This window comes from Streptomyces hygroscopicus (assembly GCF_026168105.1).
Classification (GTDB): Bacteria; Actinomycetota; Actinomycetes; order Streptomycetales; family Streptomycetaceae; genus Streptomyces; species Streptomyces hygroscopicus_D.
In genome coordinates, this window is record NZ_LBMW01000021.1 from 19,358 (window position 1) to 40,512 (window position 21,155).

The 21,155-nt window shown below is 69.0% G+C and carries 17 protein-coding genes and 1 pseudogene; 15 read left to right on the forward strand and 3 right to left on the reverse strand.

What is annotated here, in order from left to right:
- Positions 1-2: 2 nt before the first annotated feature.
- From AAW14_RS20785 to AAW14_RS20815, 7 genes are read left to right on the forward strand one after another with little or no spacing between them, the layout of a single operon-like run.
- Positions 3-869, forward strand: coding sequence for a triphosphoribosyl-dephospho-CoA synthase (locus tag AAW14_RS20785; protein WP_265565408.1), 867 nt, complete (start codon positions 3-5; stop codon positions 867-869).
- A gap of 2 nt (positions 870-871) precedes the next feature.
- Complete coding sequence (gene mdcC / locus AAW14_RS20790; protein WP_265565409.1) at positions 872-1,162, forward strand: malonate decarboxylase acyl carrier protein; 291 nt, start codon at positions 872-874, stop codon at positions 1,160-1,162.
- On the forward strand, positions 1,159-2,019 hold the full coding sequence (locus AAW14_RS20795) for a biotin-independent malonate decarboxylase subunit beta (protein ID WP_265565410.1): 861 nt from the start codon (positions 1,159-1,161) through the stop codon (positions 2,017-2,019). The genes mdcC and AAW14_RS20795 overlap by 4 nt, the downstream gene beginning before the upstream one ends.
- The gene (gene mdcE / locus AAW14_RS20800; protein ID WP_265565411.1) at positions 2,016-2,864 is read left to right on the forward strand and encodes a biotin-independent malonate decarboxylase subunit gamma; all 849 of its coding nucleotides are present in this window, start codon (positions 2,016-2,018) and stop codon (positions 2,862-2,864) included. The genes AAW14_RS20795 and mdcE overlap by 4 nt, the downstream gene beginning before the upstream one ends.
- Positions 2,861-3,535, forward strand: coding sequence for a malonate decarboxylase holo-ACP synthase (locus AAW14_RS20805; RefSeq protein ID WP_265565412.1), 675 nt, complete (start codon positions 2,861-2,863; stop codon positions 3,533-3,535). The genes mdcE and AAW14_RS20805 overlap by 4 nt, the downstream gene beginning before the upstream one ends.
- The gene (locus tag AAW14_RS20810) at positions 3,532-4,560 is read left to right on the forward strand and encodes an ACP S-malonyltransferase (protein ID WP_265565413.1); all 1,029 of its coding nucleotides are present in this window, start codon (positions 3,532-3,534) and stop codon (positions 4,558-4,560) included. The genes AAW14_RS20805 and AAW14_RS20810 overlap by 4 nt, the downstream gene beginning before the upstream one ends.
- Positions 4,557-6,056 (forward strand): carboxylesterase/lipase family protein, encoded by a 1,500-nt coding sequence (locus AAW14_RS20815; RefSeq protein ID WP_265565414.1) that lies wholly within the window; start codon positions 4,557-4,559, stop codon positions 6,054-6,056. The genes AAW14_RS20810 and AAW14_RS20815 overlap by 4 nt, the downstream gene beginning before the upstream one ends.
- 159 nt (positions 6,057-6,215) lie before the next feature.
- Here AAW14_RS20815 and AAW14_RS20820 read toward each other — a convergent pair whose 3' ends face one another.
- Positions 6,216-9,116 carry a SpoIIE family protein phosphatase gene (locus tag AAW14_RS20820; protein ID WP_265565415.1) on the reverse strand — a complete coding sequence of 967 codons (2,901 nt, stop codon included), beginning with the start codon at positions 9,114-9,116 and terminating at the stop codon, positions 6,216-6,218.
- A 469-nt stretch (positions 9,117-9,585) separates the two neighbouring features.
- On the opposite strand from AAW14_RS20820, the gene AAW14_RS20825 reads away from it, so the two are divergent.
- The 4 genes and pseudogenes from AAW14_RS20825 (at position 9,586) to AAW14_RS20840 (ending at position 12,825) form a co-directional block, all read left to right on the forward strand.
- Positions 9,586-10,401 carry a hypothetical protein gene (locus tag AAW14_RS20825; protein ID WP_265565416.1) on the forward strand — a complete coding sequence of 272 codons (816 nt, stop codon included), beginning with the start codon at positions 9,586-9,588 and terminating at the stop codon, positions 10,399-10,401.
- Positions 10,402-10,652: 251 nt separating this feature from the next.
- Positions 10,653-10,838: pseudogene (tpg, locus tag AAW14_RS20830) on the forward strand (telomere-protecting terminal protein Tpg); the annotation flags it as partial.
- 143 nt (positions 10,839-10,981) lie between these two features.
- The gene (locus AAW14_RS20835; RefSeq protein WP_265565417.1) at positions 10,982-11,809 is read left to right on the forward strand and encodes a hypothetical protein; all 828 of its coding nucleotides are present in this window, start codon (positions 10,982-10,984) and stop codon (positions 11,807-11,809) included.
- Between the two features lie 767 nt (positions 11,810-12,576).
- Positions 12,577-12,825 carry a hypothetical protein gene (locus tag AAW14_RS20840; protein ID WP_265565418.1) on the forward strand — a complete coding sequence of 83 codons (249 nt, stop codon included), beginning with the start codon at positions 12,577-12,579 and terminating at the stop codon, positions 12,823-12,825.
- A 137-nt stretch (positions 12,826-12,962) separates the two neighbouring features.
- On the opposite strand, the gene AAW14_RS20845 is transcribed toward AAW14_RS20840, so the two are convergent.
- A complete protein-coding gene (locus AAW14_RS20845) occupies positions 12,963-13,928 on the reverse strand; it encodes an AraC family transcriptional regulator (protein ID WP_265565419.1) in 966 nt (321 codons plus the stop codon).
- 120 nt (positions 13,929-14,048) lie between these two features.
- On the opposite strand from AAW14_RS20845, the gene AAW14_RS20850 reads away from it, so the two are divergent.
- Complete coding sequence (locus AAW14_RS20850; RefSeq protein ID WP_265565420.1) at positions 14,049-14,849, forward strand: alpha/beta fold hydrolase; 801 nt, start codon at positions 14,049-14,051, stop codon at positions 14,847-14,849.
- Between the two features lie 832 nt (positions 14,850-15,681).
- On the opposite strand, the gene AAW14_RS20855 is transcribed toward AAW14_RS20850, so the two are convergent.
- Positions 15,682-16,224 (reverse strand): TetR/AcrR family transcriptional regulator, encoded by a 543-nt coding sequence (locus tag AAW14_RS20855; RefSeq protein ID WP_265565421.1) that lies wholly within the window; start codon positions 16,222-16,224, stop codon positions 15,682-15,684.
- A 131-nt stretch (positions 16,225-16,355) separates the two neighbouring features.
- On the opposite strand from AAW14_RS20855, the gene AAW14_RS20860 reads away from it, so the two are divergent.
- The 3 genes from AAW14_RS20860 to AAW14_RS20870 all read left to right on the forward strand — a co-directional run bounded on the left by AAW14_RS20860 (position 16,356) and on the right by AAW14_RS20870 (position 21,128).
- Entirely contained in the window at positions 16,356-17,801 is a 1,446-nt protein-coding gene (locus AAW14_RS20860) for an aldehyde dehydrogenase (protein ID WP_265565422.1), read from the forward strand.
- 143 nt (positions 17,802-17,944) lie between these two features.
- Positions 17,945-19,501 (forward strand): MDR family MFS transporter, encoded by a 1,557-nt coding sequence (locus AAW14_RS20865; RefSeq protein WP_416223346.1) that lies wholly within the window; start codon positions 17,945-17,947, stop codon positions 19,499-19,501.
- A 1,015-nt stretch (positions 19,502-20,516) separates the two neighbouring features.
- A complete protein-coding gene (locus AAW14_RS20870) occupies positions 20,517-21,128 on the forward strand; it encodes a hypothetical protein (protein WP_265565423.1) in 612 nt (203 codons plus the stop codon).
- Positions 21,129-21,155 lie beyond the last annotated feature (27 nt).

Below are 21,155 nucleotides of genomic sequence, written 5' to 3' on the forward strand. Positions count from 1 at the left end.
CCGTGACCGTCACCAGCAGCCGCAAACCGCTCTCTGCCGGGACTGCCCCCAACCCGGACCGGCTGGCCGACCTGGCCGTGCACGCTCTGGTCCGGGAGGCCGAACTCACCCCCAAACCGGGACTGGTGGACCGCCGTGGCCGGGGTGCGCACACCGACATGGACTTGCCGCTGATGCTGCGCTCCGCTCACCGGCTGCGACCGGGCTTCGGACACATGGCCGCACTCGCGACCCGTCACCGGCGCCCCTGCGTGGAACTACGCGAGGACCTGGCGGCTGCGGGGCGGCGCGCCGAGAAGGACATGCTCGCCGCGACCGGAGGGGTCAACACCCATCGAGGGGCCGTATGGGCCCTGGGCCTGCTCGTGGCCGCGGCCGCCATGCTGCCGGCGAGGTCGGGCGCCGCCGCGGTCAGCCGCACCGCAGGGCGCATCGCTCGTTTCCCCGACCGAGCCTGTCCACCCGAAGCACTGGCCGGCCACGGCGCGGCGGTGCGCGCCCGGTACGGGGCGCACGGCGCCCGTGGTCAGGCGGAGGCGGGCTTCCCGCACGTTGTCCGCGTGGCGCTGCCCGCTCTGGCCGCGGCCCGAGCACGCGGGGCCGGGGAGGACCGGGCCCAGCTCGACGCGCTCATGGCGCTCATGGCCGGCCTGGACGACACCTGTCTCCTGCACCGCGGCGGACCCGCCGGTCTGCGCAGAGTGCAACTCGGCGCCTCACGGGTGATCGGTGCCGGCGGCTGCGCCACCGAAGCCGGAACGGCACTGCTGAACCGCCTCGACACCGAGCTGGCCCTGTGCCGACTGTCCCCGGGCGGCTCCGCAGACCTGCTGGCAGCCGCGCTCTTCCTCGACCTACTGGAGACATAGCCGTGGAGAACCTGGAGTACACCTTTTACGCCACGGTCGGGCCGAGGCGCCGGGGCCGAGTCGGCGTGGTCGCCTCCGGAGACCTGGAAATCCTCGCGTTCCCCCGGGATGTTCCGGAGGCCACGGTCCGGGTGCAGACCAGCGTCGACGGCTTCGCACCAGTGTGGAACAACGTGCTGGGACGCTTCTTCACGGCCAACCCCCTGGCCGTCGACCTCGTGATCCGCGATTGCGGGGCCACGCCCGGCATGGTGGCGCTGCGCCTGGCGCAGTTGAAGGAGGTCATCTCATGAGTCCCGTCCCGATCAGGCGAGCCCCGGTCACCGAACTGACCGCACGCGAGCGCGCCTCCCGCGTCCTGGACGACGGCACCTTCCGCGAACTGATCGACCCGTTCGAGAACATGATCTCCCCGCACTTGGCGCCGCAGGGCATCACCCCCCAGTCCGACGACGGCGTGGTGGTCGCCCGGGGTGCCATCGACGGCGTGAGCGCCGTGGTCCTCGCCATCGAGGGCGCCTTCCAGGGCGGCGGTGTCGGAGAGGTCGGCGGTGCGAAGATCGCCGGTGCCCTCGAACTCGCCCTCCGCGACGCCGAAGCCGGACTCGCCATCCGCCCCGTGCTGTTCCTGGAGACCGGCGGTATCCGCCTCCAGGAGGCCAACCTGGGTCTGCTGGCCATCGCCGAGATCCACGCCGCCATCGCTGCGCTGCGCCGCCACGTACCCGTGGTCGGCGTGTGCACCGGCATGATCGGCTGCTTCGGGGGCATGGGCATCGCCGCCGGGCTCTGCAGTCACCTGGTCGTCACCCCGCAGGCCCGGGTCGGGCTCAACGGGCCTGAGGTCATCGAGCAGGAAGCCGGCATAGCCGAACTCGACTCCGCGGACCGCGCCGAGACCTGGCGGACCGTCGGAGGAGAACAGCGCGTCGCCGTCGGCCTCGCCGACATGCTGGTCCCCGACGATGCCGAGGCCGTTCGCAGGGCCGTCCGTGAGATCTTCCGAGCCGGCCCGATCGCCGATGACCGCTGCCGCAGCGCTCGCATCGAACACTACCGCGCCCGGCTGGCCGCACTCGATCCCCGACAACCGCTGGACGGCCCGACGCTGCGAGTCCTGTGGGAAGACGACCAGGAGGTGGGGTCATGATCCAGGCAAGCCAGGGGCGCGCGGCCGTCTGGTTCGAAGCACTGACCGGGACGAAGCCCGAGGAGTCGGCATTCCCCGGCCGACCTGGGCCGGTCCGCTCACTCGCGGTCGCCGATGCGCCGCTGCTGGGACGCCCTGCCCGGTTCCTGGCCGTGGTCCCGGATCCGGCGAGCCGGTGGCCGCGCGCCCGCCTGGGCGAGGTCGGCCTCGACGAGGGCTGGGCGCTTGCCGCTGCCGTCCGCGAGGCGGTGGCTGCGGATGCCCACGCCGGGGTGAAGCGGGCCGTCGTCGCCGTGGTAGACGTCCCGAGCCAGGCATACGGCCATCGTGAGGAGTTGCTCGGCCTCCACCAGGCACTGGCCGGAGCCGTCGACGCCTACAGCGCGGCGCGACTGGCAGGTCACCCGGTCATCGCCTTTGTCGTCGGGCGCGCGATCTCCGGCGCCTTCCTTGCTCACGGCCTGCAGGCCCACCGGATCGTCGCCCTTGATGATCCGGACGTCATGGTGCAGGTCATGTCGAAGGAGTCCGCCGCCCGCATCACCCACCGTACGGTCGCCGAACTCGATGCCGTTGCCCGGTCGGTGCCGGCCACCGCCTACGACGGCGCCACGTTCGCCACTCTCGGGGCCGTCCATCGTCTTGTCGCCGTCCAGTCCGCCGACGAGCCCACGCCCGAGGACGCCCGAACCGTCGAGGCGGTTCTGGCGGACGCGGTGACCGCCGCCCTCAACGGCCACGGCGACCTCTCCGACCGGCTTCGCGCGCCGGGAGCCGCACGCCGGCGAGCCGCCTCCGTCGAGGTTCGACGCAGGCTCGCAGCAACCTGGCACGCACGATCATGACCCATCCTCAGTCGCGTGTTCATGACTTGTTGGAGCTGCGGGACCCGCACGCAGCGCTACGAGTCGCTCCCGCAGGGCCGGACGTTCCACCGGACTGGGTGTCACAGGCACTGAGCACGTTCCCGTGGGTGGTCGTGCGGCGCGCCCCGACCGTCCGGGCCGCCGGGCAGACCTGGCTGCCCGTGGGGGTCAGAGGCGCCACACGGGCCCAGCGTTTCGCTGCCTACGTGCCCCGGACCGCCGTCGTACGGGTGCGTACCCCCGAGTCCCTGCCGGACCGGCTGGCCGGATTGGACCAGGGCCGCGTACTCGACATCCCTGTCCTGAGCGCACTGCCCGCAGCCGCCGCCGTACTCCGACGCTTCGCACTGACCTGGGGGCCGGTCGGCGCGGTGGGCTACGAGTTGGCCACCGGCGCCCCCACGGCCCACCGGGCCAGTGACCTCGACCTGGCCTTGCGCGTACCGAAACCCGTTGCCCGGGAACGGGCCCGGGAACTCGCCGACGCCCTCGCCGCACTTCCGGTGCACGTCGACGCGTTGCTGGAGACCGGCCGCGGCGCTGTCGCGCTCACCGAGTATGCCGAGTCCCGCGGCAGGGTGATGCTCAGAGGTGTCACGGGCCCGCGCCTGGTCATCGATCCGTGGCAGCCTGAAGCGGGTGCGTCATGACCGTCGCCTTCCTCTTCCCCGGCCAGGGGGCGCAGCGCCCAGGCATGCTGCACGACCTCCCCCCTGGTTCCGAGACGTACCGCACGCTCAGCGACGCAGCGGCCTTCCTGGGGCGCCCTGTCGGCCCGGGCGACGACGGAGCGGACGCCTTCGACTCCGAGGGGCCGATGCGCACGGATACCACCGCGATCCAGCTCGCCCTGCTCATCGCGGGAACTGCCGGCGCACGCGAGTTGGCAGCCAGGGGATGCCGTCCCGACTGGGTCGCCGGGCATTCCGTGGGCGCGGTCACCGCAGCGGTCGCGGCTGGCGCCCTGGACCTCACCGACGCTCTGGACCTGGTACGGCTGCGCGCTGCCCTCATGTCCGCCGCGGTCCCCACCAGCGACGAATACGGCATGGTCGCGATCGGCGGACTGTCACAGGCCCAGGTCGAGAGGTGCGCAGCCCAGGTGCGCGCCGAGGGCCTGACGGTGTACGCGTCCAACGTCAATGCCCCGGACCAGGTCACCGTCTCAGGGAGTGTTTCCGGCCTGGACCGGGTGGCGGCGCTGTGCCGTGAGCGGGGGGCGAAACGCAGTAACCGCCTCGGAGTTCCCATCCCGGCCCACTGCGCACTTCTCGACGGCGTCGTCGCACCGCTCACCGACCACCTCGCCGACTTGGCCCGAGCCGGGCGGCTGCGTCGACCGCAGTGCGCCTGGGTGACCAACATTGACGGCCGGCCCACCCGTGACCCCCAGCGGATGGCGGCAGACCTGGCACAGGGCGTCGCCCGGCCGGTCCGCTGGTACGACGCAACCACCGGGCTCTACGAGCGCGGGGTGACCCTCTTCACCGAACTACCGCCCGCCGGCCCGCTGACCGCCCTGGCCAACGCCGCCTTCCCCCACGCACGTTCCTACGCCGTCGGACGAGACCTGGATTCGGCGGCTGTTCTGATGCGGCGCTTCAAGTTACCTTTCGGCGCTTTACCCCTCCCCTGCTCGTTCTCCCCGTACCTGCACCATCAGGAGCCGCAATGACTGTCGTCCGTACCCGCTCGGGCGCCGTAAGGGGCATCTCCTTCGACGGCGTACGCGCCTGGCGCGGCGTCCCCTACGCACGCCCTCCGGTTGGCGACCTGCGCTGGGCCGCCCCGCAGCGCGAAGCCCCCTGGCAGGGCATACGCGACGGCGGCCGGTTCGGCAACCGCGCCCCGCAACAGCCGTCGCAAGCCCTGAACCTCGGATACGGCGAGGGCGCGGACGGCGACACCCCGATGGACGAGGACTGCCTTTACCTCAATGTGTGCGCGCCCGACGCTCCAGAAGGCTCCCGTCTGCCGGTCCAGGTATGGGTCCACGGCGGAGGGTACGTCGTGGGGTCAGGCCCCCAGTACTTCGGCGACGGCGCCGCAGTTGCCCGGCGGGGCGTGGTGGTCGTCTCGTTCAACTACCGTCTGGGAGCACTGGGGATGCTCAACCTCGGTGCACTTCTGGGGCCGCAAGAAGGCTGTGCCGCAAACAACACACTGCGTGATCAGATCGCCGCCCTTCGGTGGGTGCGTGAAAACATCACCGCGTTCGGCGGCGACCCCGGCAACGTCACCGTCCACGGCGTTTCCGCGGGGGGCAAGAGCGTGGTCAATCTGATGGCCACTCCCGCGGCCAAGGGCCTGTTCCACCGCGCCATCGTGCAAAGCGGCGGAGACCATGTCGCGGAGCCCGACAACTCTGCCGACCTCGCCCGGCGCTTCACCGAGCTGCTCGGCCTGCCGGGCGGCGACCTCAGCCGCCTGCGCGATGTGCCCGCCGTGGATCTCCTGGCCGCCCAACTCGCCCTGAGCGAGGGCACACGGGCCACCTGGACCTGGCGGCCCACCATCGACGGCGGTCTGCTTCCGCAGCGCCCCACCCGCGCCCTCAGCCTCGGACAGGCAGCAGGCATCCCACTGTTGATCGGATCAACTGGCAACGAGGCGGGCGCCTACCACCTGATGGACCCCACCGCCAGGGAGCACACCGCGGCCGTCCGGCAGGAGATCTTCGGCGCTGACGCCGACCACGCGGCGGCCACGTACGCCGCGCTCCATCCGAATGCCACGCAGGAGGAGACCGACCGGATGTTCATGTCCGACGAACGGTACGGAGTCCCCAGCCTGCAGCTCGCCGACGCCCAGTCCCGGCACGCTCCCGTCTGGCACTATCGCTTTACCGGCCCTCTGCCGGGCCAGCCCCCGGAGTTCTGGATGTTCCACGGCACCGACATACCTTACGCATGGGGGCTGTTCGAGAACAGCGACGACCCTGGCGCGGCCACGCTGTGCCGCGCCATCCTGGACGCTTGGACGGCTTTCCGCCACCACGCCGTCCCCTACTCGCCGCACCTGCCGACTTGGCCTGAATACGACGGCGTCACCCGCGCCACGATGGTCCTCGGCACCACCCCCCACATCACCCTCGACGGCGCCGTGCCGCAGTACGCACCCCTGTGGGCGAACCGAGAGTGGAATCCTGGCACCTGGTGGCCGCAGGCCTGACCACTGAGACGCTCTTTGGGCTCCGCCGATACCCACCGAGTACCCGCGCACCCCCACGCGGCCCGCTCCGTCCAGATCCGTGAGAGCCGACGGAGTACGGCGGCGACACGGCAGAGATGGTCGTTGCTCCCGCGCGATCGCTGTCCACCGGGCCCGGCACTACAGGACAGGGGGCAACGACTGTTCGGTCCAGATGCATTTACCGGAGGGGGTGTAGCGGGCACCCCAGCGTTCGGCGAGCGCGGCAATCAGCTGGAGTCCCCGGCCACCCTCGTCGGTGTCCGCCGCACGGCGGATCTGGGGCATGGTGAGACTTCCGTCGCTGACCTCACAGATGAGTGTCCGGCTGCGCAGCAGGCGTAGGGTCGCCGGTCCCCCCGCGTGGCGCACCACATTGCCGACAAGCTCGCTGACCAGCAGTTCGGTGGTCATTTGCAGCTCCTCCAGGTCCCACCGGGAAAGCTGCTCGCGGACATACCCGCGGGCCTGGCCGGCGGCCTTGGGGTCCGCGGGCAGCGGCCAGGAAGCGATGTCCTCGCAGGCAAACGGATGGACGCTGGCGACCAGCAGGGCAGCGTCGTCACTGGCCTCATACTGGGGGGGCACTACGGCGGCGACGAGTGAGTCGCACATTGCGTCGAGTTGTGCGGCCGACGGCCTGGCCTGCGCTGCGCGGACCGGGACGGTGCCGAGATGCCGGGCCATGAGAGACATACCCAGGTCCACGTCGCGCTGCGGCGACTCGACCAAGCCGTCGGTGTAGAGCACCAGCAAACTGCCCGGGGCAAGTTCCAGCGATCCCGAGTCGAAGGGTGGGGTCGCGGCGCCGAGCGGCGGGTTGAGCGGGAGATCGGGGAAGTGGACGGTTCCGTCGGGGTTGACCACGGCAGGCGGTGGGTGCCCGGCCGTGAGTATGGAGCAGCTGCCGCTGGTGGGGTCGTAAACGGCGTACAGGCAGGTGGCGTAGAAGTCGTCGCCGAGAGCGGAGACCAGGTCATTGAGGTGGAAGAACATTTCGTCCACCGGCAGTTCGAGGTCGGCGAGCGTGTGCACCGCCGTGCGCAGCCGCCCCATGGTGACGGCCTCGGACAGGCCGTGGCCCATGACATCCCCGACGACCAGGGCCACCCGGTCACCGGACAGCGCAATGACGTCGTACCAGTCGCCGCCGACCTCCATTCCTCCGCCGGCGGGCAGATAGCGGGCGGCAGCGGTGACGGCGGGCAGGACCGGCAGGTCGTGGGGCAGCAGGCCGCGCTGCAGCTCACGGGCTCGGCGGTGCTCGGCGTCATACAGTCGGCCCCGCTCCAGGGCCTGAGCCACCAGCCCGCTCAGTGCCGTGAAGAGAGTGCGCTCCTCACTGCTGAAGGTGTGCGGCTGCGCGTAGGAGATGCACAGGACACCGACTGTCCGCCCGGAGGTGACCAACGGCAGGTATGCCCAGGCCTCCCTTCCGCCCCGGGCGGGGACCTCCGACAGATGGGGAAAGCTGCGGATGTACTCCTGCGCCGAGGAGACATAGACCGGTACACCGATTTGCAGGGCCTGGTAGGCCGGAAGGTTGCTCTGCACGGGGAATGCGCTGATCAGCTCCAGGAATTCCTTCGAGAATCCCACGGCGCCCAACAGGAGGAAGTCCCTGCCTTCCCGGGCCCAGAAGGTGACACCTGCTGCGTCGAACAGCGTCCGCACATGATCCGTAACGGCATCAATGACGTCCTGCCCGGTGACCGCCGCCGCGAGGGCGTGAGTGAGGTCTGCGATCCGAACCGTGCGCTCCACGGCGGCAGCCTGCTGCGCTTCCACCCGCCGAGCGTCGGTGATGTCGATGAAATACACCCTCAGGCCGCCAGGCACGGGGACCAACCGAAGGCGGAACCACCGATGGTCAGCAGGCCATCGCGCCTCGAAGTCGACTGGTTGACCGCTGGTGCCGGCTCGACGGCAGGGGTCCTCCAGGCCGAGCTCTTGGAGGACAGGAGCCGCCTCCCACAGCACGTGGCCGAGGAGCCGGTCTGCGGGACCGAGGAGGCCCTCTCCCTCGCTGTTTATGGAGGCGATCCGCCCCTGGGCGTCGATGTCCAAGACCGCGTCACTCACCTGAGTCAGGTCCCGGCCGACAGGACCTGGTCTGCGACGGACATCGGTAACGTCTCGCAGCGTGCCGGTCAGCCCGAACTTGTTCCGGTGCTGGTCGACCAGTACTCGGCCACGGGCCTCCACCCACCGGACGGCCCCGTCAGGTCGATGTATCCGGTACTCGACGCTGTATGCCTGGTCGGCGGCGCGGATCTCGTCCTCGGTGTACGCCAAGACATGCGGCAGGTCGTCCGGGTCGACCAGACTCACCCAGGTGTCGATCCGCCCGTCGAAGCTCTTCGGGTCGACGCCGAGGATGCGCACGGACCGTTCGTCCCAGACCACCGCCCCCGTGCGCAGGTCCCAGTCCCAGGTACCGATTCCCGCTTCCTCGACGGTCTCCTGCAGCTGGGAGTCGGACTGCCACTGCGGCCCAAGGGCTGAGGGGCGCGGGGTTTCGGCGAAGCGCAGTCGTTCGGCGGTCCACTGGGCCACGGCATCCAGTGACTGCTGATCCTCCGCCTCAAGGCCGCCCGGCGTGGTCGTCAGGACGGTGAGCGCGCCCAGCGGCCCGCTCGGGCCGGGCAACGGTAGCGACACAAGTCCGGTCCCGGCGGGAAGGTGATGGAATCCGGGGGCGTGCCGGCCGGTCCACACCACGGTGTCCTCACGCACGGCACGGGCGGGTGGCACGGCGTCGTCCAGGGCGACCTCCTGCCATGCCTCGAGGAGGGCTGCGGACAGTCCGGTGTGCGCCGTCAGGTGCAGCACATGGCTCCCGGGGACGCCCTGATGCACCAGCCCCCCCAGCCCATGGAGCGCGACCACAGCCTGGTCGAGGCCGAGCCGCAGGGATTCCGGGGCACTGAGGCCCTCCCCGACGGCGGCCAGGATACGAATACGCTCCGGGACCGACGATGGCGACTCCGAGGCCCCGCCTGGCGCGGCGGCCAGCCGAGAACTTTCTCGGCGCGGGCTCATACCCTCACCTACCTCCGCCGCAGACGGACGTATAGAACAAACATACAGGCTGAAGGCGGGGAGAGAATAAGCTGATCACGCTCATGGTGGTCGCGGTCAGTCGCTACATCGCCGCTTTGAGTCACCCCGCGGTGGCAGGTTGAACACCATACTACGAACGCTCAGGGTCTGCTGATTCTGCGTGCGGCCGGTAAGGACCGGCAGTGTGGAAGGCGGGGCGGCTCAGAAGACTTCCGAACTGCGAACAGCGGCTCCGTCCCTGTTCCGGGTTCTGGCCGGCGAGTGGCGGTTGGTGAACCGCCGGGCCGGGGTCGTGCGTTGGTGTGGGGCGTACGGTCTCCTTACGATTCCTGCGGGGTATGTTGTGCCTGGTCCCAAAGACGCCGGGTATGCGGCGGCGATCCGTCGCCTGTACGGCCTGGACGGAACACCGCCTAAAGCACGCCGCGGAGTCCTTCCGTCCCAAACAGTGACCGTGGACGTGCCCGGCTTCGGGAGTGTGAACATCGGAAAGCGGCTGCACAACCTCCTCAGGCCCGCATCCAGGGCCGGCGAGCGGGAAGCACAGGCGCTGCAGCAGGCAGGCATCCCGCTGATGCAACGGCCCGGCGGCCGGGGCATTGACCCGAGCGTGCCGCAGGCTCGCCACTTCAGCGACATGACGAACGCCGTGGCGATCCGCTGCTTGTACGGCTTGGACGGAACACCGGGCAAAGCACGCTGCGGAGTCCTCCCGGCCCCCAGTGTGACGGTGGATGTGCCAGGCCACGGGAGGGTCAACATCGGACAGCGGCTGAACGACCTCCTCAGACCTGCCTCAAAGGTGGGCAACGGGGAAGCACAGGCGCTGCAGCAGGCAGGCATCCCGCTGGTGCAACGGCCGGAGGGCGGCTGGCGCATCGACCCGAGCGTGCCGCGGACCCGCCAAATCAGTGCAGAGTCCACCGACACGATAAATGCCATGGCTATCCGTTGCCTGTACGGTCTGGACGGAACACCGGCTGGAGAAAGCCGCGGGGTCCTCCCGGCCGCGAGAGTGACGGTGCACGTGCCGGGCCATGGGACGGTGAACATCGGAGGGCGGCTGCACAACCTCCTCAAGCCGCAGCGCAAGGCGGGCGAGGGGGAAGCACAGGCGCTCTGGGAGGCAGGCATCCCGCTGGTGCAGCGGCCAGAGGGAGGCTGGAACATTGCCCCGAGCGTGCGGCGGACCCGTGAAGCCCATCAGCAGCCAACGAGTTCCCTTTCACAGGCAATTGCTCCTACGACCCTCGCGCTTTCATGAAGCGGGGTGTGGGATATGCCGGGCGGCGGCACGGTGGCACACGGTGACATTGGGGCCCATCTCGTCGGCGAGCGCGGTGAGTTCAGTCCTCGAGGCCCGGGCGCGGTAGCCCGTTGGAGCCGCCTGCGCCGGTGATCAGCGAGGGACGGGACGCCAACGCGGGCGTCTTCCTCCTCTCCGGCGACACCACCCCCATGGACCGCCAGGCAGCCCTCGCCCTGTGGACCTCTCCCGCCGCAGTACCCCCGCCGACAGGCGGCATCGTCATCGAAACCTGCGCCCGGTTCGGCTGCACCGCTGCTCCCGGCACCACCGACGACGCTCGGCTGCGTCACCTCAATGTGGCGCTCCCACCCGAATACGCGGCCCGTCTCTTCGACGCCCAACAGGCCGTCGCTACCGAACGGCAGCTGCGCGGAATCGCCGCCGACGGCCTCGCCGCCAGACAGGGTCTTGAACCTGAACCGGGGAGGGGCACGTCGAGTAAGAGACGGGCAGAACGTGAGGAGACATGATGGCCACACCACCCCGGCCTGAGGACTCTGAGTGGGCGACCGGACTCGCCAGAGAGCTCATCGCCATGGATTACCAGCGTTCCGAGGAGTTCCCGGCCGCCGCTGTACGGATCATGGATGTGCGCACCAACGAACGCCGAAATCTCATCAAAATGGCTGTACAGCAAGAGATCAGGGAAAACCCCGACTATCGGAAAGCCCTTTATGAGGGGCGATTGCCCAACGTCAAAGACCTGCTTACCAGCGGCAACATACGTGAATTTGCAAGTGAGAAACGTAGGCCGGTCTTGCGGAGTCGGGCAGGCAGTCAACTTGGTATGAAGTCTGACGGGGTTGTACCGACCGGTCGCCCCACTGGGCTCGCCGCCCGTTTCCTCTCTACCATTTACGCCGGCATTAAAAAAGTGCATAGCAGGGCTGACCGCAAGTCCCCCATCGCTCCCCAGGCGTCGAACCGAAGTCTGCAATCCGTCTCTCCCACTTATTCGCCGCCCACAGCAGGGCCGTCTCCCACCGATGACCACATGAACAAGCCGTCGCCGCCGATCCCGACAGAGCAGCCTCCGCCCAAGCCAGTTTCTCTGGCGGAGGCTGCGAAGAAGATCATCCAGTCGGATTCCGAGCAGATAGCTGCCGTGCGAAACACGCTGGCTCAGCACGAGGCTGTCAGGATTGCCAAGGGTGCTGGCTACGACTCGCCCTCGGCATTGAAGGCATTGGCGGACTTCATTCAGGTTGGCGGTGACCACAAGCCCACCATCGCGTCAGCGGCTTCCCTCCGCACGCCGGGAACTAAGAGCAGGCCATCGCCTTCAACCGCGCCCCCCCATCAACTACCTTCAACTGCCGCACCCACTCACTCCACCACGAGCCCCAAGGGACCCGCCCGCTGACAGTCCGAGGGGTGACGCTGCACGTTGTCGAGAACGTGTGAACCACATCCCGGGCTGACCCGTTCTAGCGAGGGAGGTACCAAGCAGCAGAGGGGAAGAAAATGCCACCGCAACCCAGACGTCGAGGTGCTCTTGATGTGTCCTTGGACGTCGACTCGGACGGTGAGTTCTCGATCGAGATCCAGCCGCCAACCCGAGCAGGGTCTCCGCAGCCAATGTCGGCTGCGGAGCGCGATGCTCTCCGTGAAACGCAGGCGACGGAAGCACGCCGAGAGCAGGCGGCTGTAAACCCGCCATCCTACGAACAGGCGACAAGGCTGCCTTCCTACACGGAGGCGACAAGGCTGCCTTCCTACACGCAGGCGACAGCTGCATGGTTGACAGTACCGGGGACAACGGGGGCCGTGAACACGGCCGGGCCTCAGTCCTCACCCCAAACCATGAGCTCAGGCACATCATCCCAGCCCTCTCAATACAGAGGGTCCAACCAGGGCCCGAATCCGAATCGAGGCCGCAGCCTGTGACAACGCATCGGTTGTACGGCGCTAGTTCATCCTGAGTCAGCCGTGACCAGCGGGCAGCCGCGCGGATCGTTTGAACGTGCATCACACCACCGTGTTGGGGGTTCACGACCGCGTGGCCGGGAAGAGCCTGCCTGTCTCGGAGCTGGCCGGCCCGAGCATGACCCCTCGGGCCGGCGACCAACCGACCGACCGAGTGGGGGATTGGTGATCCGTAACGCTGTGACCTGCGACCAACCCAACTGCATGGCCCTGTTCCTCGAACCCGACGACCTCCCTGAGAGCGAGTACATAGAGACCGTCTCGGGAGCCGCGGGCTGGCAGCATGTACGGGGCGGTCACACGTGCCCGTCCTGTACGGGCGGCAGGGGCCCGGTCCTGGAGCGGGGCGAGTGCCTGCGCTGCAATGGTCGCACCGTCGACCTCCCGGGTGGCAACATGTGCCAGTACTGCGGCGACGTTCAGCCATACGCCGACGGGTACGAGGATCACTGAAGCACCCGTGCGGCATGAGCTTGACAGCCTTCGGCGCGGACGGGTTCCCGGGGGCCGGGCTCGACGGTGTTCGCTGTCGGGCCGGCAGCGTGTGCCGGAGATGAAAGTCCCGTCGGCCCATAACCCCCATCAACACGTCACTGAGGGCGGCCCCCGCTGCCTTTGGACGTCCGGGCTTCCTGTGGGGTCACGCCGAAGCGTGCCTTGAAGGACGCGCCGAAGGCGCTCAGCGAGCGGAAGCCACTGGCGTGGGCGATGCCGGCGATGGTGAGCTGAGAGGGAGCCTCGCACAGCAGGCGGCGCGCGAGGTCGAGCCTCGTGGTCCGCAGCAGCCTGCTCGGCGTGGTGCCGTAGTGGTGCAGGGCGAGCTGGACCTGCCGCAGTGACCAGCCGAGGGCCCGCGCGATCTCGGCAGGGGTGAGGTCGGGGTCGGCGGCGTGCCGACGGACGTAGTCACGGACAGCGGCGTCCACGGCAGCCAGGGTGCTGGGAAGCTCGTTCCGCGGGTGGATGCACAGCGCGAGAAGCTCGGTGATCGTGTCGCATACCGAGGCGAACGCGGCCCCGTCCAGGGCCTGGCGCTGCGCTCCGAGTTCAGTGATCATGCCGCGGACCACGGATCCCATGCCGTGTCCGAGGTTGAGCACCGTGGGGCCCGCGTGCTTGTCCAGCGGCAGGGCCCCCGCAGGCATCGTCATCACCCACGCCCGGGCCCACTGCGTGTGTCCGACGTCGAACGGCCTGGCCTTCGTCACCAGCCCCGCGCTTTTCGGCCCGGCCTGTACGGTGACCCCGGCCTGGCCCAGGCGCAGCGTGCCGGCGGTGGGCACGAGCAGCCGCAGGCTGTCGTCGCTGTCGCTGCGGATGTCCATGCGGGTGCGCGAGTAGACGATGCCTTCGGACCAGAAGTCTATGAGCTGGTACCCGCCATAGCGCTGCACGACTGTGCCGCCACGGAACGTGGCGGGATCGGCGAACCTGAACCGCAGGGTGCCCTGGTTGCGGCAGACATGTTCGGCCCAGAACTTGGCCGGATCGCCTGCCGGCAGCGGGGCGGTGTCGGTCTGCTCCACGACATATTCGGGATATTCGGCGACCGGCATGGCGCCTCCATCCGGTGTGCGCGTTTTCGTGCGTGCGCTGCGCGGATCAGGGCGAACAGGCAGCGGTACACCCCTAGGGTCGCGTCAGTATAGCGATCCGTAGCACACGAAGGAGGCAGCATGCGCAGCGCCGCCGTCAACGGTACGAAACTCGCCTACGTCGACGAGGGGCCCCGCGAGGGCACGCCGATCGTCTTCAGCCACTCACTGTTCTTCGACCACAGCATGTTCGACAGCCACCGGGAACGATTCGTGCGTGAGGGCTTCAGGGTCATCGCCTACGACCACCGTAATCAAGGCGGCAGCGCCCCCGCGCCGCGCGGGGAAGTGGACATGGACACCCTCACCGAGGACGCCGCGGCGCTCATCCAGCACCTCGGGCTCGGAAAGTGTCACTTCGTGGGCAATTCGATGGGCGGTTTCATCTCCCTGCGCCTCGCCGCGCGCCGTCCCGACCTGCTGCTGTCCGCCACCGCGCTCGGTTCGTCGGCGGAGCAGGAGCACAAGCTGGAGGAGTTCGGGTCGCTGGTCGACCACCTCACCGATCACGGGCCGGAGCAGGTGGTCGACACGTTGATGTACATCATGTTCGGCGACACCAGCCTTGCAAACAAACCTGAACTGTGCGCGCGGTGGCGGGAGTTCATGTCGCGCCTGTCCCCGAGGATCGGCGACAGCGCCTACGGCGTCATCCACCGCTCCCGCATCATCGAGGAACTCTCCGGCTGCGGGGTTCGGGTGCTGGCCATCGCCGGCAGTGAGGACCACGCCTACCCGCAGCCGATTTCCGGTGAACACATCGCCGCCGCGAGCGGCGGCACTCACGTGACCGTCGACGGTGCGGGTCACTCAGTCGCCTTGGAGCAGTCCGACATCGTCGCCGAACACCTCAAGCGGCTCTTCGCCGAAACGACCGCTTGACCGAACTGATCCGGTGGCCTCCACGGCCTCCACACCGCGTGCCCGGGCGTCGGCGCCACCACAGCGCGAAGCTGCGAGCCACCAGGGGTGCCGGGACTGCCCGGCCGCGTCGGTCGACTGGCGCCTCCCGGGCAGGAGGCCACGCTGCGCACGCCGTGACCGGAACAAAGCTGCCCACCGGCGCCTTTGACCGGCGGTCCGCTCGGCGTGCCCACGGAAACGGCCCCAACCACCGTCGAGCAGAACTCGTTCCCAAGGGTCACCCCGTCCGGCCGGGCACCACTCCCGCACGGCACCGTCTTGTGCGGCGATCTCGCCTTTTTGACGCCGGTGGGATTTCCGGAAACGGCCGTGAACCGTGCAGGGCGACGGCCGCGTAGTAGCCAGTAGAAGTCCCTGCTGCCGGATCGATGGAGCGGCAGGGCGGGGCGGCCGACCTGGCTCACGACCCCTCGTCGAGAGCGGCTGCTCCAGCTCATCCGCGTGCGGTCCCCGCTGCGGCGCGGGCGAGCATAGGCGACCTGGATCCCGACATCCGGGTCACGCGGGTCAGGGCCCTGCCACCGGAGGCCTGATCCCCGGCGGCCCCGCCCTCTTGCATGAGGGCGGGGCCGGCCTGCTCGGGGTGCGTGCGGAGCGGACCACCGGCCGGACCTGCCGTCCTGGCGGGGTTGTGCTGACGACGACCATGACGGGGGCGCTGCGCAGAAGACCGGTGGGCGCGTCCGCGCGGCCGGGTGATGACTTCTGGGTGAGTGCCTCGCTGTTTGCGTTCAGGTGTCGGCAACGGCTGGAGCGTGGTTGCCGGTTCCTCGCCGCGTTTGTGGCGTGGTCATGCCCGTCCCACCCCTCGCAGATACGTCTTGACCAGCACGTCCGCCGCCTGGCCCGCATCGAGGCTGGGCAGTTGTGCTGTCGCCAGGTGCAGCAGCTGCTGCAGCAGGGCGCTGGCCCATCCGGCCGGCAGGTCGGCCCGCAGGAGGCCTTCGTCGGTGGCGCGTTGCAGGAAGACGTCGACCTGCTCGATCAGTCGGCCGCGGCGTTCGCGGATCGTCTCGTCGGCGCGCATGCGTCCCAGTTCGACGGGCCAGGTCCGGTTGACTTCGATGATGCCCTCGGCGTAGCGGTGCAGCGCCACCGCGACCGGGGCCTCCAACAGCCGGGCGGCTTCGCTTGCGCGCTCGATCGCATCGAGGCGCGCCTGGTAGATGGCGGCCAGCAAGTCCTCGCGCGAGGCGAAGTGCCGGTACACGGTGCGGCGATCCATGCCCGCGGCGGCGGCGATGGCGGCGATGCTCGCGGACGGATCATCTGCGAGCAGGCGGGCGCCTGTGGTCAGGACAGCTTCCAGGTTGCGTGCGGCGTCGGCTCTCACCTGCCATATCTAACCATTGATGCGGCACATGCTGAGATAACAAGCACGTCTGAGTAGCGGTAAGAAAATTAAGTGCTACATTGGCGTGACAGATAGGGCCTGGGGGTCCTGAAGCCTGGAGGCAAGAAAACGTGATCATCAACGACGAGCTCTACATCGGCGGCACCTGGACCGCGCCGAGTGATCCGACACTGACGCTGGACATCCAGGCGCCACATGACCGCTCCGTCATCGGACGTGCAGCGCAGGCCGCCCCCGCGGATGTGGACCGCGCGGTGGCAGCAGCCCGTGCGGCCTTCGACCACGGACCGTGGCCGAAGACGGCACCGGCAGAACGGATCGCCGTCCTGCGCCGCCTGAACGCCCTGCGGGAAAAGCGGGCGGAGGAGATCGCGGCACTGATCTCCGCGGAGAACGGCTCGGCGGGCTGGTTCACACGGGCGGGGCAGCCGGGGCTGACCCGGCAGGCCAACGCCTATCTGAAGGCGGCCGAGGAGTTCGGCTGGGAGGAGACTCTCGAGCCCTCCGACGAGGCGCTGCCGTTCCGCAGCGTGGTACGCCGCGAGCCGATCGGCGTCGTGGCCGCCGTCATCCCATGGAATTCCCCGTTCTCCGCCGCGCTGGCGAAGCTCATTCCGGCGCTGCTGGTGGGGAACACGGTCGTGCTCAAGACCTCGCCGGAGAACTCGCTGAGCATGAACCTGCTCGCCGAACTGCTGGATGCATCCGGGCTCCCCGAGGGAGTGGTCAGCGTGCTCCACGCCGACCGCGAGACCAGCGAGTACCTGGTGTCGCACCCCGGTGTGGACAAGATTTCCTTCACCGGCTCCACCCGGGCAGGCCGTCGCATCGCCTCGATCGCCGGCCAGCAGCTCAAGCGGGTGAGCCTGGAGCTGGGCGGCAAGTCGGCGGCAATCCTCCTGGAAGACGCCGATGTCCCCCAGGCTGTCGCGGGCCTGAAGTTCGCCTCGCTGCTCAACAACGGAGAGGCGTGCATCGCGCAGACCCGCATCCTGGCGCCGCGCTCGCGCTACGAGGAGGTCGTCGGGGCACTCAAGGAGATGGTGGAGTCCCTGAAGGTGGGCGATCCGGCCGACGAGGACACCTTCATCGGTCCCATGATCCGCCCCGACCAGCAGCAGCGCGTGCGTGACTACATCCGGCTCGGCATCGACGAGGGTGCGCGCCTGGTCACCGGAGGCCCGCACGTCCCCGCGGGGCTGGAGGGCGGCAACTACGTCACCCCGACCCTGTTCGCCGATGTCGACAACCGGATGCGGATCGCCCAGGAGGAGATCTTCGGCCCGGTCCTCGTGGTCATTGCCTACGAGGACGAGGACGACGCGGTGCGCATGGCCAACGACTCGCAGTACGGCCTCTCGGGCGGCGTCTGGTCCGGCGACGAGACCCGTGCGCTGTCCGTCGCCCGGCGCGTGCGGACCGGCACCGTCACCGTCAATGGCACCCCGATTGGCTTCGACGGGCCCTTCGGCGGGTTCAAGGCCAGCGGCATCGGCCGCGAATACGGCGCCACCGGGCTGGCCACCTACGTCGAGTACAAGACGATCACCGCCTGACCTCGCCGCTCCGAAGAACAGACACCTGGGACCTGCGCCCCCGCCGGGCGAGAGACAGGCCCTACCGCAGCCAGCCCCCGATGGCTGCCGCTCGCTGTGCGGCACGAGGAATCCCTGCCGACACCCTGTCCAGAAGGCCGGCCATGTCTCCTACCGCCACCCCAGCTCCGAATCGTTCTCACGACAGGACACCGTCAGCCATACCGAGAACCGCGATGGCCGTATCCGCTCTGATCATGGCGGTCCTGCTCGCCTCACTCGACCAGACCATCGTCTCCACCGCCCTCCCGGCCATCGCCTCGGACCTGGGAGGATTCACGTCGATCGCCTGGATCAGCACCTCCTATCTGCTTGCCTCGACCGCTGCCACCCCCCTGTGGGGCAAGCTCGGCGACATGTTCGGCCGCACGCGTTTGTACCTCGGCGCGATGGCCCTCTTCCTCCTCGCCTCGGCTCTGTGCGCACTCGCCCGCAACATGGGCGAGTTGATCGCCACGCGCGCACTGCAGGGAATGGGCGGCGGCGGGATGATCGTCCTCACCTTCGCCCTCGTGGGGGACGTGGCCGCACCGCAGGACCGCGGCCGCTACCAAAGCCTGTTCGGCTCCGCCTACGGCGCAGCGGCCATCGTCGGGCCCATGCTCGGCGGCGTTTTCACCGACCAGTTGTCCTGGCGCTGGGCCTTCCTGGCCAACCTGCCCGTCGGTCTCGTCGCGCTGGTAATCGCGGCCCGCGCCCTGCCCGCCGGCACCAGGCGCGCCACCGCGCGCATCGACTACCTCGGTGCGCTGCTACTGGCGGCCCTGGCCACCTGCCTGGTACTGATCATCTCCTTCGGCGGCCACTGGGGCTGGAGCTCGCCGACGACCTTGGGGCTGGCCGGCACGGCGGCAACCCTGGTCGCCCTGTTCAAGCCCGTTGAGCAGCGTGCGGCAGCGCCCGTGCTCCCGCTGCCGATGCTGCGCAGCCGCACCGTCGCCCTGGCATCGGCTGTGGGATTCATCGCCAACGCTGCCATGTTCTGCGTGCTGGTGTACCTGCCGACCTATCTGCAAGTCGTCCACGGCGTCTCGGCGACCTTGTCCGGTGTGCACATGCTGCCGTTGGTCGGCGGCCTGGTCCTCAGCCAGTCGCTGGCCGGCCGGTGGGCCGGACGCGGCGGAGCCTGGCAGACCTGCCTCATCGCCGGAATGGCACTGAACGCGCTCGGCCTGCTCCTGCTGACCACGATGGTCCCGCAAACCGGCACCGTGACGCTCGGTCTGTACTTCTTCGTCCTGGGGGTGGGCATCGGCATGGTGCCGATGGTGGTGATGACCGCGGTCCAAAACTCCGTGGACCCAGCGGACCTCGGTGCGGCCAGCGCCGTGGTCACCTTCGCCCGTTCCATCGGTGCCGCCTTCGGCGTCACGGCGTTCGGCACCTTGCTCAACAACGGCTTCACCGAACGGCTCAGCACGGTGACCGGCGGCCTGCACCTGCCGGGCGGCTTCAACCCCGGCAGGACCGAAGCCGTCGCAGCCCTGCCCGATCTCGTGAGAGTACCGGTCCTCGCCGCCTTCTCCGCCGCCATGACCAGCGCCTTCCTCCTCACGGTCCCGCTGGTCACTGTCGGCCTCGTCCTCACCTTCTTCCTCAAGGAAGGGACAGGCAGAAGGACGCGCGCGCGTTCCTCCACCTGCGCCACGCAGGCCAGATGATCAAAGCCCCCGTTCCCCGAGATGGTCATCGGCCGGACGAGCGCGGCGGCGTCGAGTCCTTCCGTCCACACCGGCACCACCGAGCCGGCCGCCGCCCCAGCGACCGGTCGAGGCCGCTGATCGGGCGCGGCCACCGGCGCCTGCTCGTGGTCGAGCGGCTCCGCGAGGCCCGATCTCTCAGTCAGTCGGGCGGTACGTGGCAACGGTGACCAGGACGCGCGTGGCGAACAGACGTTTCTCCCGTTGGTGGTGCGCTCGATGGCGGCGGTGGGGGGTGTTTCGTCCGGGCCATCGACGTCCGAGGAGATATCAAGAGCCCCTTGACGTCCGGGTTGAGGTGGCATTGCCATCCCTTTTCTGTTGCCTGGATACCTCTATCGCTGGAAAGGGCCGCCTCGGAATACGGTTCACGCGTTCTCGACAACACGGGCTTCAGCCTTGGCCGTGGACACCGTTTGTCATGCGTCGACTTGTCATGCGTCGACGGCCAGGCAGTGATCTCTGCCCGCAGATGGGCGGGCGCGAGGTAGCCGATCGCGGAGTGCCTGCGCTCGTGGTGGTAGAAGCCGAGCCGGCGGAACATCGTGAGCCGGGCGGTACGCGCTTGTCAGCCACGACACTACGCCGACAGGGTACGCATCTGGTCAAACCCCTAGGCCGGCACCACCGCATGAAATCCACGTCCCGGACGGCAGCGGATCCGGTCGCCCGGAAGGGGACCGGCGGCCACAAGCGCGGCATATTGCGGCAGGCCGCGCGGAGCGTCGCTCGACCTCCTCCTGATCTTCCCGGAGTTTAAAATCCCGCAGGTGGCGCGGATAGGAGTCCGCTGATTTTGCGACTGGCCAGCCAGGACCGGCGTGTGGAAGCAAGGGGCCGCCCAGAAGAATTCCGGGGTCGAACACCAGCTTCACCCCGGTTCCGACCGGTCAGTGGGCGGTTGCTGAACCGCCGGGCCAACCCCGTGCGTTGGTGTGGGGCGTACGGTCTTCTTACGAATTCTGTGGGGTGTGTTGTGCCTGGTCCCAATGACGCCGGGTATGCGGCAGCGATCCGCTGCCTGTACGGTCTGGACGGAACACCTGCCAAGGCATGCCGCGGAGTCCTGCCGGCCGTACGGGTGACGGTGGACGTGCCCGGCCACGGGACGGTGAAGGTCGGACAGCGGCTGCACAACCTTCTCAAACCCACGTACAGGGCGGGCGACGGGCAAGCGCAGGCGCTGCAGGAGGCGGGCATCCCGCTGGTGCCACGGCCAGGAGGCGGCTGGCGCATTGACCCGAGCGTGCGGCGGGCCAGCCCCATCAATGCAGAGGCTGCCGACATGAGGAACGCCAGGGCGATCCGCTGCCTGTACGGCCTGGACGGAACACCTGCCAAGGCATGCCGCGGGGTCCTGCCGGCCGTACGGGTGACGGTGGACGTGCCCGGCCACGGGACGGTGAAGGTCGGACAGCGGTTGCGCAACCTTCTCAATCCCACGTACAGGGCGGGCGACGGGCAAGCGCAGGCGCTGCAGGAGGCGGGCATCCCGCTGGTGCCACGGCCAGGAGGCGGCTGGAACGTTGCCCCCACAGTCCGCTTTTGCAGCTGGCCTCGCGCCCTCACGAGGTGGGCTGTCCGGTAGGTGAATGAGAGCGCAAGGAGCGCTCCT